Origin of the sequence: Carnobacterium sp. FSL E2-0243, assembly GCF_038003605.1 — a bacterium.
In the GTDB taxonomy this organism is placed as follows: domain Bacteria; phylum Bacillota; class Bacilli; order Lactobacillales; family Carnobacteriaceae; genus Carnobacterium; species Carnobacterium maltaromaticum.
On the sequence record NZ_JBBOPM010000001.1, the window covers coordinates 3,210,840 to 3,225,780 of the forward strand.

13 protein-coding genes are annotated in these 14,941 nt (G+C 34.9%); 1 reads left to right on the forward strand and 12 read right to left on the reverse strand.

All coding sequences use genetic code 11. The features are described from left to right. Positions 1-7: 7 nt before the first annotated feature. The 12 genes from MHI00_RS15160 to MHI00_RS15215 form a co-directional block, all read right to left on the reverse strand. The gene (locus MHI00_RS15160; protein WP_010054870.1) at positions 8-751 is read right to left on the reverse strand and encodes a WxL domain-containing protein; all 744 of its coding nucleotides are present in this window, start codon (positions 749-751) and stop codon (positions 8-10) included. A gap of 24 nt (positions 752-775) precedes the next feature. Beyond that, positions 776-1,480, reverse strand: a complete 705-nt coding sequence (locus MHI00_RS15165) for a WxL domain-containing protein (protein ID WP_010054869.1) — start codon at positions 1,478-1,480, stop codon at positions 776-778. Between the two features lie 13 nt (positions 1,481-1,493). Beyond that, positions 1,494-2,258: a WxL domain-containing protein gene (locus MHI00_RS15170; protein WP_056999047.1), complete on the reverse strand. Its 765-nt coding sequence runs from the start codon at positions 2,256-2,258 to the stop codon at positions 1,494-1,496. Between the two features lie 23 nt (positions 2,259-2,281). After that, positions 2,282-3,028, reverse strand: a complete 747-nt coding sequence (locus tag MHI00_RS15175) for a WxL domain-containing protein (protein ID WP_035064725.1) — start codon at positions 3,026-3,028, stop codon at positions 2,282-2,284. A 1-nt stretch (position 3,029) separates the two neighbouring features. Beyond that, positions 3,030-3,353, reverse strand: coding sequence for an LPXTG cell wall anchor domain-containing protein (locus MHI00_RS15180; RefSeq protein WP_010054865.1), 324 nt, complete (start codon positions 3,351-3,353; stop codon positions 3,030-3,032). A gap of 39 nt (positions 3,354-3,392) precedes the next feature. Beyond that, positions 3,393-7,295 carry an adhesive domain-containing protein gene (locus MHI00_RS15185; protein ID WP_341114681.1) on the reverse strand — a complete coding sequence of 1,301 codons (3,903 nt, stop codon included), beginning with the start codon at positions 7,293-7,295 and terminating at the stop codon, positions 3,393-3,395. Positions 7,296-7,352: 57 nt separating this feature from the next. Continuing rightward, entirely contained in the window at positions 7,353-8,696 is a 1,344-nt protein-coding gene (locus MHI00_RS15190; protein WP_341114684.1) for a helix-turn-helix domain-containing protein, read from the reverse strand. 139 nt (positions 8,697-8,835) lie between these two features. Then, positions 8,836-9,060 (reverse strand): hypothetical protein, encoded by a 225-nt coding sequence (locus MHI00_RS15195; RefSeq protein WP_010054859.1) that lies wholly within the window; start codon positions 9,058-9,060, stop codon positions 8,836-8,838. Between the two features lie 700 nt (positions 9,061-9,760). Next, positions 9,761-10,300: a hypothetical protein gene (locus MHI00_RS15200; protein ID WP_010054857.1), complete on the reverse strand. Its 540-nt coding sequence runs from the start codon at positions 10,298-10,300 to the stop codon at positions 9,761-9,763. Between the two features lie 226 nt (positions 10,301-10,526). Continuing rightward, entirely contained in the window at positions 10,527-11,144 is a 618-nt protein-coding gene (locus MHI00_RS15205) for a hypothetical protein (protein ID WP_341114688.1), read from the reverse strand. Between the two features lie 207 nt (positions 11,145-11,351). Next, the gene (gene add / locus MHI00_RS15210; protein ID WP_010054854.1) at positions 11,352-12,374 is read right to left on the reverse strand and encodes an adenosine deaminase; all 1,023 of its coding nucleotides are present in this window, start codon (positions 12,372-12,374) and stop codon (positions 11,352-11,354) included. A gap of 165 nt (positions 12,375-12,539) precedes the next feature. Next, the gene (locus MHI00_RS15215) at positions 12,540-13,742 is read right to left on the reverse strand and encodes a multidrug effflux MFS transporter (protein ID WP_341114691.1); all 1,203 of its coding nucleotides are present in this window, start codon (positions 13,740-13,742) and stop codon (positions 12,540-12,542) included. Positions 13,743-14,097: 355 nt separating this feature from the next. Here MHI00_RS15215 and MHI00_RS15220 point away from each other — a divergent pair, with 355 nt between their 5' ends. Then, positions 14,098-14,850: a threonine/serine exporter family protein gene (locus tag MHI00_RS15220; RefSeq protein WP_010054852.1), complete on the forward strand. Its 753-nt coding sequence runs from the start codon at positions 14,098-14,100 to the stop codon at positions 14,848-14,850. Positions 14,851-14,941 lie beyond the last annotated feature (91 nt).

Here is a 14,941-nt window from a genome sequence, read left to right on the forward strand (position 1 = left end):
CTGTTTTTTATTCTGGTGTGCTTAACAAAATCCAAGTTAATTCAGCTTGGTATAAGGCATCTTTCACTTTAGCAGTATCCCCTGGTATTGTTAATGTTACAGCAGAATTTTCAACAGCTTTACCTGCATCCGTTGCTGCATCGACTTTCTCTCCAAAAAGTGTTTGCCAAGTTCCCATTCCTTGGTTTGCATCTGCGCTCACTAATGTTTGGAAACCAGTACTGTTAACAGCAGTTGTTGCTGTAGCATTTCCCGGGCGAGAAGTAATAGGTTCTGTAATTTTATCCAATGGACGTTCTACAGTTGCCGATTTCAACGTAATAACTGAACCTGTTAAAACAGAACCATCAGGCTTAACTGTCGTACCATCTGTATCAAGTTCTGAAAACGGACGCGTTTCTTTTACTTGTAACTGCCATCCTTCATTTGTTCCACGATCATCTACTGTCACAACATTTAATGGCAAATATTGTCCGCCAGCTTCTTTTACATCTTCTGTATAAATCGAGTTGTATGTTTTCGTATCTCCACTAATATCTTGAATACCAAAGTTAATTGGAGCAATTGACTCAATTCTTAATGGACCTTTGTTCCCCTCTGGATCTGGATCACGGTCTTGTTTAAATTGAATGACACCATTTGATTTCAGCTCAGAAGCTTGATTCGTTTCTGCTGCGAAAGCTGTTTGAGAAAATAACGCTACCCCTGTGCTTGCTAAGATTGTCAATGCGACTAATTTTGTTGTTTTCATTTTATATCCCCCTATTTTTTGTTTTTACGGATTTGTGTTAGCTGATGGGTCATCTAATAATACCCATGTTAAAGTTGTTTCATAAGTCGTATCTTTTACTTTTGTTGAACGCCCTGGAATTTTTAATTGAACGTCTGTGTTTTCCGTTTTTCCAGCAGCATCTGCTTTAGCTGTTCCAAATAAATGAGTAGTTGTTCCAACTCCTTCATTTTGACTAGCATTAACAACTGAATGGAAACCATCATTTGCTAACGTTACGGTTTTCAATTGGCTTGGTAATGTATTTGCAGAAAGGTTTAGTGCTGATTTTGTTGCAATAACCAATTCAGCATTCGCAAGTGTTATTGATTTGTCAGCTGAATGAAAACCATCATTTTTGACTTGCAATTCCCAACCATTATTTGTTCCACGGTCATCAATTACCGTTAAGCTATCTGGTAAAGCATTGCCTTCTTCATTAAGATCCGTTTTATATTTTGCGCTATAAACTTGGTCATCACCAGAAATAAACTGCTCTCCAAATTCAATATTTGTAATACTTTTAATTCTCAAAGGACCACTGTTATCAGGATTTTCTGGGTCAACAGGCTTTTCTCTTAGCGTAATAGAACCGTTGGATTCAACCTTTGCTGCTTGTCCATCTTCTAACGCTGCAAAAGCTGGTGTCGTTGATACAAAAATACTTGAACTTAATAAGATTGTTCCTACTGCTAATTTAGTTAATTTCATTTTCATTCTCCTTTTAATTGCTTGGTTCGTCCGAAAGAATCCAAGATAATTCTGTTGTATAATGTGCTTTTTCTTTTTTTGCTGATCCTGGTACAGTTAACTCTATCGCTGTATCAGCTGGAATTAACGGGTTATCACGTTCTCCAAACAATGTGACCCATGTACCAAAACCTTGATTTTCTGATGCGACTAATAAAGGTGTAACTGCACCGTTTGGATTTAGCGTAAACTGATTATTCATTGCTGAGCTGGCTAAAACTGGACCATTGCTCCCATCATTATTTTTAGCATCTGATGTCAAATTGTGAATCGTAATCGCAGCTCCTGTTAATTCCGCATTCGTTGTTTGGGAAGTTAGTTGTCCATTCTGTCTCACAGACAACGACCAGCCCATGTTATTTCCACGGTTATCTGTAATTTGAATAAAATTAGGCACTTCACGTTGATTACTTCCATCTTTATCTGCAATTGTTGTTAACTTACTATAGTAACGCTCATCATTCCCTGAAATCAGTTGCGTATCAAATTGAAAATCTGAAACATAGTCAATACTTAACGGACCTGCTGTACCTTCTTTAGGAGGGACTGTAACAATCTCACCACCAGGTTCACCTGGATTTTCTGGGTCAACTAATGGTGGATGCGTAGTATTTTCTAGATAACTAATCTCTCCACTTCCATTAAGAGTGGCTGTCGTTGCTGCCTCTACCTCAACTCCACTTAAAAGAAAACCAGAAATACTTGCTAGTCCCACTAAAGATAGTTTCCAATTTTTCATGGGCTACTCTCCTCGATTCTCTTTTATTGAGCTGCGTCTGTTGAAAGTGTCCAAACTAAAGTCGTTGAATAGGCACCTTTTTCAATTTTTGTATTAGCAGGCACATGTAATTGAACTGATTCTGCTCCTTCAGTAGTATCTTTTCCAAACATTGTTGTCCACGTTCCAGAACCTTGTCCAGAAGTTGCAGTCATAACCGTTGAATTTACACCGTTACCTGATGCATTTAATTTCAAAGCAATATTTTTGTTCGTTGATGGGATTGCTCCAACTACAGCATTCGCTGAGTTTGCTGTTCCATTTAACAGACTTAATTCTGCTGCACCTAATAATGAACCTTTTGTGTTCTTAAATTGCCCTTCTTGTTTAACCGCAAGATTCCAACCAGAAATTGTTCCACGGTTATCTGTTACCTGAACATAATTTGGAACAGGCTTAGCAGAATCATCTTTATTGATGACACGACTTAAAGCCGCATTATAAGTTGCTGCGTTCCCAGAAGCCACTTTTTGTCCAAAAGTAATGTTTGAAATATAGTCAATACTTAACGGACCAGCATTTCCAGTACCAGGATTTTCTGGATCTGGTTTAATTTCATTGCCTGGATCGGTTGGATCGGTTGGATTAATCGGATTTGTATTGACTGTATATTCAACATCTGCCGTTGAGCGAGCAGAATCCCCTGTTTCTCCTGCAAAAGCTCCTATTTGTCCAATTACTAAACTTCCTAAAATTAATGAACTCCCTAAAACTAATTTTGTTACTTTCATGTTATGATTCTCCATTCTGACTTCTTTTTTTATTTTTATTTACTAAGAAAATGGCAACTGCTACTACTCCAAGACCACTAATATAGCTACTGAATCCAGCCTTTTCACCCGTTTGTGGAAATGTTGTCCCACCTGTATTCGGCTTTTCTGGCGTCGGATTCGGTTTTAAATTGGGTAAATCAGGTTTACTTGGCACTTCTTCTATATCACTAAAGAAAATCCCTACATCTGATTCTGCGCCATCTGCATACACATTCGTTGAGACAGCTAGAAAATTAAAGGAAAGTCCTAAAAGTAGTAGAAGAAATCCTATTTTTATTTTCATTTTTTACTGCTCCTCTCCCCTACATTTTGTTTCATCCATTTAATCTGGTGTTGTTGCGCTAGAACTTTTTTCATTTTCTGCAGTATCCATTAAAGTCCACACTAATTCTCCAGTGTATGAACCTTTGGTCGCTTGACCTGGATTAACGCGAAGCAACAAACCTTGATTTAAAGAACGATTCCAACTAACGGTTGTCTTCATAGGTGATAATGAACCCGTTTGGCTATGAACTAAACCAGATTGGTCATTAATCTCTACTTCCTCATTAGAAGAATTTACAAAACGTAACGCACCGGGTAGAGAAATGGCCTCATTGTTGTCTAAGGTTAAATCTTTCCCAACCTTTAAATACAATTCCCAATTAGCCGTTTTCCCACGAGAATCTTCAATAATCATTGAAACATCCTCTGTCGGAGTGTAAACTTTTTTACGAGAAGAAATTTCTTTCGATCCAAAATCAACATCTTTCGGTGCTTGGAAAAATTCAATTGTCCCACCAGTTACTGTTCCAACGACCGATTTACTTAAATAGGTTGCCGGAGTAACATCTAATGCACGAACTGAGAGGTTGTAACTTCCTACTACACCTGAAATACCTCCATCTGTCCCGATTTCAGTCTGAACAGGTACTCCTGTTACTTTATTCCATGCAACAGCTTGACTTCGTTTTATTAATTCAGCATGTAATAGCTCAGTTGTAGTTAAATCATTAAATTCTGGAACAATCATGCTAAAATCTGTTGCTTTTAAGAAAATATTTACACCAGATACAACAGAATCATCAATAATACTAATCCCTACCGTTACATCAATATAATTTTTAGCCTGATCAAATACGCGAACTACAACGGAATGTCCACCAATTTTAGTTGTGTCAATTTGGTCTGGTCCTTTACCTGCTACAAACTCAAAAGAGAATGTTTTGCCAGGAATTGGATCCTGATTATCTAAAATATTTTTAACGTAATTTTGTGGATTTTGATCTAAAATGACTGGTCCATCTGCTAAATTAAATTCCTTAGGATTTGGATCAGCGGTTGGTGGAGTGGTATCGACAACTGCTTGTAAATTTGACTTAGCACTTGTATTTGGGGTTGCATTTCCCTCTTCATCCGTTGCATGATCACTAGACGTCGTATAGTATTCCAAATATGGAACTAAAGGACGTTTATCTGCTGGTATCGTAATTGTATATTTCCCAGTACTATCTGCAATCACGTCACTACCCAGTTGGATATCCCCTACTACGCTGTAGGCTCTAACTGTTGAGCCAACTTCAGCTGTTCCGGTAATGGTTGTATCTTGATCTTTAATTGGATTTAAAACAGGAGCGTCTGGCGCCGTACGATCTAAAACAAGCGCTGTATCAGATGCATCTTTTCCATTTAAAAAGCCATACCCTTTAATTCTCATACCAGCTTCTAAATAACTTCCTGCTGGTAGTGAAACAGACCAATTGCCTTCAGAATCTGCATTCGTATGGAAATTATTAGCTACGTTGCCTTGTTCTGATTCTATTTGTGAAGGGATTGTGGCTGTTGGTAATAGTGACTGATTCGCTACTGGATTGCCACTAGCATCAACCAAACTTAACCGAATAAAAGCTCCTGGGTAAGCAATACCTGTAATAACATGGCTACTTGTATTTGTTTTGTTATCTGTTAAAGGACGATTAATTACTAAATCAACATCTGGAATAAAGGCAAATTTCAAGCGCGTAAAGTTTTGTGTTCTGAAATTAGCTTGAAAATCTGTTGTAACTGAGCTTGTAATTGAATTCCCTGTTGTACTCGTTACATTTCCACCACTATAGACCGTTTTTATGCCATACATTGGATTCCATTGTCTCGCTGCAGTCTCATTTAAAATATCTTGCCCACGATTCCAAGCCATAATATTTTGAATATCTACATTTAACGTACCATTCATAGATATTAGTCGACTAGCTGTATTCGTATTCGTAAGTCTCAAATCAACCGATTCAGCATCTGAGAAGTTAAAAGTAGAACCTGATGCCATGTTGATAACATTGGATATCCCTGCTCCATCTAATTCTGCATCAAGAGTTGCTCTTCGACCAATTAATACTGAACCGCCAGCACCCTGTACATTAATACCGTTGTACGGAATTGTTGAAGTTGTTCCAGTTCTTTTCATCGTTAATGAACCGCCATCCTCAACATTGAAACTTCCGCTACCTGTCATATTAATCATACTTAGATAACTTGCATTTGCATATCCATTTGAAATATTTGACATTGCTAGATTTAATTTACCACCTGATTGAACTAATACTGAACCACCAGTTCCCATTCGAATGGCATCCCCATAAGCTCCATTGTAGTTTCTATGAAGTGTCTTATCTAAATCGATATTCAATTCAGCGCCACTTTCAACAATTAGTTTAGCGTTGTTTTCCATTCCAATTCCACCACGTCCGGTTGATTGAATTCCGGTGGTTTTATTGGTTGTAATATTTACTTTTGCACCATCTCTTACCCGGAACTCAGCTCCAGCTAATAGGTAAACAGCTGGCCAACCATTGGTACTACCTGATTCCCCCCATTGATTTGGTCCACCTACCTCTAAATCAATGACTGCATTTTTCCCAACATCAAAATTTCCACCACCATAAACATGGAAGTTCGCTGAACCTGTTGTTCTTCCCCAAAAATGAGCATTTTCCATAAATGTTACATTTCCAGCTTCCATATTTTGCTGATTGGTCACTGCAGCAGTCGTTCCATCTGGTTTGTATAAGTTCCCTCTATCCTGAGTTGTCATCGTTGCTCCACTTAACGAAACATAACTAGGAGCAGTATCCACTTTTACATCGCCTGAGAAATAAGCTTTTGATGCATAAGAAGCTGTTAATTGAGAACCTGTGTAATCGACATTATGATAATACATATTAAAATTGTTTTGATTGACATTATTCGTGTAATTACTGAAAGGACCGTAATAATTAGTTCCATTTAGTTTCAAATTACGCATCACTAAATTCATGCTTTGATTTGCTGAAGCAAAATAAAATTGCATAGATAGACCTTGGAAATCAAGTCTCTTTACGCCACTTCCATCATAATCACCTTCAACAACCAATGTTTTCCCATTTCGCATAGCTGGACCTAACGCATAGCCTGGAAGTTGATTTGTAAGACCACTTGTAATCAATATGTCATTCATAAGATTAATTTGAGTAACATTAGTATCTTTCATAGCTGCTATAAAAGTTGCTTGATCAGTTACATTTGCTACAGTTCCTTCACTAGCAACTGGTGGCTCATCTACTCCAACAGCTCGTGTCTGTCTCGTAATCACTGGTTGTACTAGAGAATCAGTAGATTTATTTACTATTGATTCTTCTACTACTGGAGCTGTAGAATCTTGTAAAAGCTCCTTAACCTGAATCATTAGCTTCTCAGAGGTTTCTTTTTCATCGTTAAATTGACGAATAGCTTCTAATTCATAAGTTCCAGGAGTTTTAGCTTCAAGTGCCAAAATAAGTTCATTTTTTGTTTGATACTCTAACCACTTGATTTCAATTGTACGTGTATCTGAATCCCAAGTCGCTGTGAATTTATCTGATTGCTCATTCAATTGTTTTGTTTTTTCAGCATCAAATTCAAGACCTATCGGCAATTGGATTTTTGTACTGGCTATTTCCTTTTCCAATACTTTTTTATCTGCTTGACTATCTGTATCTGCTGCTGGTTCACTTGAATCCAATTGTTCACTATCTGTTTGTAGTGTCCCTTGCTCATTTAAAGTGATGTCAAATTTCTCATCAACCAAAACAGTTTCTTTATTTGCTCTTATTGACAATGCTTCACTAGCATTAATACCTGCAGTAAAAAATTGATTGATTGCAAAAACTCCACTCCCTATTAATAGAACCAACATACCTGCTAAAATGATTATTTTATTTCTAGTATTTTTCATAATAATCCATTTTTCCCTCCTTTACTTAAATTTTAGCCAAACTATAGCCCTTCATTCTCAAATCACCCCTTTCAAATTTAGTTTTATTTTACTGACTAAATTGCTTAATAATTCCCAATCATTATCTGTACTCGGAAAAGATCTTATAAAAACCGGAACTTGATACTCTTCCTCTAAATAGAAATCACTAATAATTAAATCCAATTCTTCATTTGCACTATTTTCAACAACTAGCAAACTTTTATCGCGCATTTCCAACTCTTTTTTTTGCAAAAAATAATCATAGGGTGTTCCAACTGTATACAGCTTCACTTTAACTTTGTTTAGTGATTCTTGAATCATTGGTAATAATAGATCAAAAAATCTTTTGAGCAATCTGTCAGATTGTGCGTTGTCTTTGTCTTTTTTCATTAAACAAGCTAAGTGCTCCACGCAATTATTTATTCTCTTAAAAATAGACGAAGGAACTTGCTTTTGAAGTTCCTTACTATTAGTCTCAAAAACTAATTCAAAATAATTTTGTTCTTGGTAAATTGAAAATAATAACTGACAAACAAGTTCTTGCTCTTTATTTTTTTCCTTAAATATAAAATCCAAATTCTGAACTAAATTATTGATTAATTGAACTGCTTGTTGGTTAGCATCAGATTCGTCTGCAGTTTCCCAATCCTTCAAAGAAACAGTGGCAAACATACCACTTAAATACCAGAGACATACAATTTCATTTTCTATATTTGGAACTTTATGCGACCAAGTCTTAATGACATTTCCATAAAAATTAAAAATATTTAAAAGAACATTAGTTCTTTTAAAGGGTAGGCTGTGCTCTTTTTCAATATAACATCCACTTTTTATCCTTGAAGCACATATTGCTACAGCATAGGAGAGTTGTATTTTTTGAGTAACTCCCATCCCATCTTGCATATCATTTTGAATTTTATCTGTTAATTTATGGATATCTAGTTTCGAAACTTTTTCAAAAGGCCACTCGTTTCCTTGAAAAAATTCCCAATAAAATTGATATAAAAATAACCTAATTTTATGTTCTTCACCTTCAAAATGAATGTATGGATTTGCAATTAATTGAATACTGTACTTTTTTAAAAATTGATTTAATCGCTTTTGGTAAGAATAATACAAGCTTAAGCTAATATAATTTTTTTCCAAAAATAATTGCACATCTTGCGTTTCATTTTTTAATGCAGTATTAATTAAAACAAACAAAATTTCTTCTTTTAAAATCTGAATCGTGAATTCTTGAATATTAAATCCAATATTCCGTTCTAAGCTAAAACCTTGTCGATCACTTTTTATTTCAAGATTGCCTTGATACTTTGTTTGAACTAATTGTTTGATTTGGTTCAGTTGAATATGTGTGGTTTTTTTCGATGTGCCGATCATTTTTGATATTTCTTCTAAGGTCCAAAAACGTTTTTCAGAATTTAATATCTTGATTATTTCTATTTTTCTTTTAGATATTTTTGATAAAAAGACATCATTAATAGGCCCTCTCCTCCAGCAAAATTCTTTGTAGTCATATCTACTTTAGCTGTAAAGCTTCCGACCAGCAGTCCACGTATTTGACTTTTTGAACATTGCTAAATTTTCGTGTAATAATGTCTGCTACTTCTTGTTCAGAGAGTTCTTCTTTAAAAATCAAATTCTTTTTTATATCTCGATAATTTCCGTTGGAGTTCCTTACTTGGAAACAAACCACATAAATAACTGCATCTTGCCAATAAGCTTCTATTCCATTACTTACCATTTTATTTTCCTCCCTTCAATTTTTTAGAATAGTAAGAATCTCTGCGAGTTTGTGGTATGTTGTTAGTTGAATTAGGGACTATATAATCTATTTAGTTCAGTCATCCTATTATTTTTAAGGCCTACAAGGCAAAAGTTAGCCCTCTTCATATTTTATACTTTATACTAATTATAATAACACCTAATAAAAAGAAATGCTTTTTTACTTTCACCACGTCACGTAGTAATTTCCACTATTCTATGCTTCTACTATACAGTTAAATTTTATAAACATATACAAAAAACACTTTTTTTAACAATGTTTTATTTATTTAAATCTATCTTTTACATCATGATACTTGGTCTTCCTTCTATTTAATTATCCTAATTTAAATTGAATTAATTCGTTTAAACCTTCTAACCATGCTGAATTTTACTTTTCTTGATAGAAATAATCAAACGAATTTATTTATATACAATTTTAAAAATTTATTTTAACTAATTTCTTTCAACACTTGCATTTAACTACAATTTTATACTTTTATAACTTAGCTAAACTACTCAGTTTTGTCGTTTGAAAAGTACATTTTTGGTGTTTTTGTCAAACTCAGCTTCAATAAAATGGACTCTCATTGCTAAGCAACGGAATCCAAATTTACTAAAACAAAAAGAAGATTAGAATAACTATTCTAATCTTCTTTTCAAATTCTTCTATATAAAGACTATTTCCCAGAGGAACCAAATCCGCCAGTTCGCTCTCCAACAATATCAGTCTCATTATCTGCCTTTAAAAAAGGTAAGAAAATTCCTTGACCAATACGTTCGCCCTTTTTAATTACCTTATCTGTTAAACCAAAATTTAAAAATTGAAACATGATATGCCCTTCATTAGCCTCATTGTTATAATAATCCGCATCAATAACGCCAACACCATTAGCTAAAATTAAAAAACTTTTCAAAGGGTTTCCTGAGCGATTTGCTAATTGTAAATATTCATCCGCGCCCATATATGATTTAATTCCAGTTGGAACTAAAATAGGTTTTAAAAAGCGTTGATCTACCTCTGCTACTTGAACTTCCTTAAACGCTCCAGTTACTTCCCAGATAACTGTCTTAAACAACGTTTTCCAAAAAGTTGGAATCACAATATCCTCTGCCGCTTCGAAATCATAGCCTGCAGCTTGCTTTGTTGCTCGTGTTGGCAAATTAATTCCTGCTTGATTGTATTTTTCGATTACTTCAAATCCACGTTTTTTTGACATTTGTTTGTTCCCCATTCCTTTAATTTGAGCTAGACTCCAAGCCTATGCTCATTATTTTTTTACATAGCTTCTATATAAAGAACATTCTCCTCATGATAAAAGTTCTAGTAGGGCAGATGCCTCACTAGAACTTTTTATCATGAGTTTTTGACTAAACTCTATGTAAGGAAGAACAACATTTATTCCCGTTCTTCCTATTTAGTATAACAAAGAAAAGACTTAGTGACTATGCTTCTTTAGTAATTTTATCTGTGAAAAAGTTTGCCAAACCAACCAATGCTAAATACAAGCCTATATAGCCAATAATTAATACAAATCCACCAGCTATTTCACTTCCAAATACCCATTGGTAACTATCATACCATTTCATTTCATACATACCTGAAGAGGCAGCTTCCATATCCATATTCATAACTGCTTGTTGTTGTAAAAAAGTTGCTACTATACCAACTAACACTAAGATACTTGCTACCGTGCCAATACTGATAGTTACAAGTGACATTTTTTTGATTGTAGCTGCATTTTCAGTTGAATATAAAGGCTCTTGCTGATCTAATCGCGTAATAATTTCTTTTCCAAAGGTCGCAATCATAACTGCTAAAATAGAAAATAATAAACTACCTGGCACACCAATATAACTTGTAATTTGGTTAAAAATCCCACTAAATTGATCCCACATGCTAGGGGTGTACTCTCCACCTTCAGACATCACCATCGACTGAGTAGACATCATAAACTGTACAATAATATTTAGCAAAGAATAGATGCTTCCTACAATAAAAATACCTTGAACTGTTGTCAATCCTGTTTTTACTTTTCCCAAACTCGTGTAGTTACTTTCCATTAAAACTCCTCCTAATTTTATTCTATGTTACTAAAATATACTCCAATTTTAGCGTAACATTTAGTGTTCATTTAAACTAGATAAAGAGATATTTATTTTATAATCTTATTGATTTCCAACAACTTTCGTCACAAATTTGCCCCATTTAAGAAAAACCTTGATTTAACAAAAAAATAAAAAGACTAATTACTTAGTCTTTTTACTTTGTTAACGCACTTCTTGATAAGCTGTTTTAACTGTTTGTAATAAAGCTTTTTTCGTTTGTTCATCAACAAAACTAGCCTTAATACCATTTTCTGTCAGCTCTTGCATACCAGCATATCCAATCTGATAAAGATTATCTAACGTCATAAACTCTTTGGTTAAATTCGTGTCTGTAATCGTCCGATTATCAGTATTTAATGAAATTTTCAAACCAGCATCTTTGAATTTCAAATAAGGATAGTCACTCCATTCAGTGACTGTTTTAGTTTGCAAGTTACTATTAGGGCACATTTCAACAGTAATTCCATTTTCAATACAATAGGCTAGAATCTCTGGATCATCCTTTAAAGCAATCCCATGACCGATACGTGTTGCTCCCATATCAATAGACTCACGGACATTTCCAGCACAACCACACTCACCTGCATGTAAAGTAATTGGTAAATTGTACTCTAAAGCTACTTTTAGTAACGATTTGTAGTCCCCTGCAGGATACTTAGCTTCATCTCCTGCCAAATCAATACCCACAACACCTTGACCTAGATACTCTTTGGTTAACTCAATTATTTCATGATTTTTTTGATCATCATGATGACGCATCATACATAAAATTGCACGGCTTGTGACACCAAAATCTGCTTCGCCTTTTTTCAATCCATTCAAAGTTGCTTGAACGACTTGATCTGCAGATAATCCTTTATGCGTAGAAAGCATCGGTGCAAAACGAACTTCTATATAAGTGACATTTTCCTTTTTAACATCACCAATTAAATCATAAGCAGCTTCTGTGATGGCTTCTTCAACTTGTAAACAATCTAAAACCGTATCAAATTTCCCAATATACTCTAACAAGCTTTGGCATTCATCCCCTGCTTGAACAAGTTTTCTTAATTCAGCTTCACTTTCAGGCAATGAATAATCTTGCGCCTCAGCAATTTTCCGAATAGTTTTGCGACTAACTGATCCATCTAAATGACAATGTAGTTCAACTTTTGGTAATTTTTCAACGACTTTTTGTTCCAACACATTCAACCCTTTCCTTGCAAATTATATTTTTATATTTATCTGATGATACAGGATTTACAGCTAAAAAGAAAGCGATTTGCCAAAGTAAACAAAAATAGACTACTTCAACGTAAAAATAGCAAGTTTTATCTAACTTTCATCAGATAAAACTTGCCAAAACTTAATTTATTCCTTCAATAAATAGATAAATCTCTTAGTTAAAATGAGCATGAATATGCCTATCCCAATAAAATAAAGCGGCATTGCCCATAATGTGCCATTATGCAAGACACTCATACCTAAAGTTATCAAACTAACCAATAAATAATAGTATAAGCTGAAAATCCCTCCTGCCGACCCAATTACATCTTGAAAATCAACTAAGGCTAAACTTAAACAATTTGGTAACGCTGTTCCAGTTCCAATCAGTGTTATAAATATTCCAATAAGATAACACGAAAATTGGATTACCCCTGGTATGAAATTAAAAAAACTAAGGGTTAATAGAATGACTGCTCCCACAAGCATAATTTGAATGCCTTTGAAAATAATTTTTTCTGGTTGCCAAATAGCCAACCAACGTTTCGATAGCATCGAACCAATAATTAAGGCTAATGCGATCACAATTCCTAAAAGACCATAGATAGCTGCCGACAAGTGGAAGTATTCCATAAAGATAAAAGGTGCCTCAGCGTAATAACTAAACAATACGCCATTAATAGCTCCAATTAAAAAACCATAGGTCAAGACTTTCTTATTTTTCAGGAAACGTTTAAAAATAGGCCTTAAGGCAACCGACGAACGACTGCTAGCGTCCAAAGTCTCATCCAATCCAAAGTAAGCATAACCAAATACGCCAATACTCATAACGACTAAAACCAGAAAAACGGCTGAGAATCCCCAATACTGGTCGACAAATCCGCCAATTAATGGACCAATTGCTGGTGTAAATGCTAACGCGGCTGAAATTTGAGCAAATAGAGCATGACGCTGGTTTCCAGTAGTACTCTCACGCAGAATGGTTTGAGTCACGACTGAACCTGTACTAGCCCCAAAAGCTTGGACAAAACGAGCAAACAATAGAAATTCAATTGTATCTGCCCACAAACAAAGACAACTTCCAACTCCATAGAGCACTACACCATAAAGAATCGCTGGACGACGCCCAATATAATCCGAAATAAGCCCCCAAAAAAAGACTCCTAGAGCAAAGGCAAAAAAATAAATACTTAAAGTTAACTGAACGCTTCCCATTGTTGTCTGAAAAGCCAGTGCAATATCTGGTAGTGAAGGAGTAAAGATTGTCTCACTAATTTGCGGAAATCCAACCAACACGATTAATAATAATAAAGCGGGTGCTTTCACTTTCGTTTCGATGCTTTTTTTCAAAATACTTCCTCCTATATTAAAAGCTCTTAAGAGCTTTTATAAAACTAAATTAAAAGGTTGAAAAAAAACATCTTACGCCGGGAAGCGGCGGGAGCATAATTAAAATTAATTTATACGTATTCATCATCTCACTCACCTCTTCCATTTAGTATGTATAAATAAACTTTCTATTAGTATATCATTGTTTGACTTTATTCACTATTGTGCTTTCAATAAAATTTTCTAGTAGCCACCACAAAATAAAATTGACTTCATTTTTTATTGTTTAACCTATGTTGTTTTTAAACTAGCACAAAACTTTTTTTTGCGCTATTATTAGAAATAAAGAGATCACGTTAGGAGGACGACAAAGCCCATGACAAACAAAACAATTGATTTACTGTTAGATACCTGTCTACTAGCTGGAAAAATCATGATGGAAAGTGGTGCAGAAATGTACCGTGTTGAAGATACGATGAACCGTATTGCGGCTAATTTGAATGGGCATACAGGTATCAGTTTTGTAACTCCCACAGGTATTTTTATGGGATTAGAAGGCGAAACTGGTTTAAAAATGCAACAAATACCCAGTCGAACCATTAACTTGGAAAAAGTTTCTAAGGTCAACGACTTATCCCGTGATTTTGCTGCTAAAAAAATAGATTTAACTGAATTATCCATAAAATTAAAACATTTAGAAAAAGATACCAATTTTTTTCCAATTTGGCTTCAAACAATTTCTGCAGCTGTCGTTAGCGGAACTTTGATGATTCTTTTTGGCGGTTCTTGGCCTGATTTAGCAGCCACTTGTTTAATTGGTGCTATCGGTTTTCTAGTGTTTTTTTACAGTGCGGATTTCTTAAAAATTAAATTTTTAGCTGAATTTTTTGCATCCTTTATTATTGGGATTTTAGCCATATTCACAGTTAGGTTTGGCTTAGGAATCAACCTTGATACGATTATCATTGGGTGCGTAATGCCCTTAGTTCCTGGAGTTCCAATTACTAATGCTGTACGAGATCTACTAGCCGGTCATTTACTTTCAGGCATGGCTCGGGGAACAGAAGCTTTAATTACAGCTTGCATGATCGGTGTTGGGATTGCAGTTGTTTTTCAATTGTTTTACTGATAACGGCTTTCGACTCAACAAACTTTTTATTATGGCCAGTTCTTCGGAAAAAAGATAAATTCCCAAAAAAGTAAAAGACACTTTTATTGGA

Excerpts from the sequence above, each read along its gene's own strand:
- MHI00_RS15160 (WP_010054870.1), bottom strand. The coding sequence starts at position 751 with ATGAAAACAACAAAATTAGTCGCATTGACAATCTTAGCAAGCACAGGG.
- MHI00_RS15165 (WP_010054869.1), bottom strand. The coding sequence starts at position 1,480 with ATGAAATTAACTAAATTAGCAGTAGGAACAATCTTATTAAGTTCAAGT.
- MHI00_RS15170 (WP_056999047.1), bottom strand. The coding sequence starts at position 2,258 with ATGAAAAATTGGAAACTATCTTTAGTGGGACTAGCAAGTATTTCTGGT.
- MHI00_RS15175 (WP_035064725.1), bottom strand. The coding sequence starts at position 3,028 with ATGAAAGTAACAAAATTAGTTTTAGGGAGTTCATTAATTTTAGGAAGT.
- MHI00_RS15180 (WP_010054865.1), bottom strand. The coding sequence starts at position 3,353 with ATGAAAATAAAAATAGGATTTCTTCTACTACTTTTAGGACTTTCCTTT.
- MHI00_RS15185 (WP_341114681.1), bottom strand. The coding sequence starts at position 7,295 with ATGAAAAATACTAGAAATAAAATAATCATTTTAGCAGGTATGTTGGTT.
- MHI00_RS15190 (WP_341114684.1), bottom strand. The coding sequence starts at position 8,696 with ATGATCGGCACATCGAAAAAAACCACACATATTCAACTGAACCAAATC.
- MHI00_RS15195 (WP_010054859.1), bottom strand. The coding sequence starts at position 9,060 with ATGGTAAGTAATGGAATAGAAGCTTATTGGCAAGATGCAGTTATTTAT.
- MHI00_RS15200 (WP_010054857.1), bottom strand. The coding sequence starts at position 10,300 with ATGTCAAAAAAACGTGGATTTGAAGTAATCGAAAAATACAATCAAGCA.
- MHI00_RS15205 (WP_341114688.1), bottom strand. The coding sequence starts at position 11,144 with ATGGAAAGTAACTACACGAGTTTGGGAAAAGTAAAAACAGGATTGACA.
- MHI00_RS15220 (WP_010054852.1), top strand. The coding sequence starts at position 14,098 with ATGACAAACAAAACAATTGATTTACTGTTAGATACCTGTCTACTAGCT.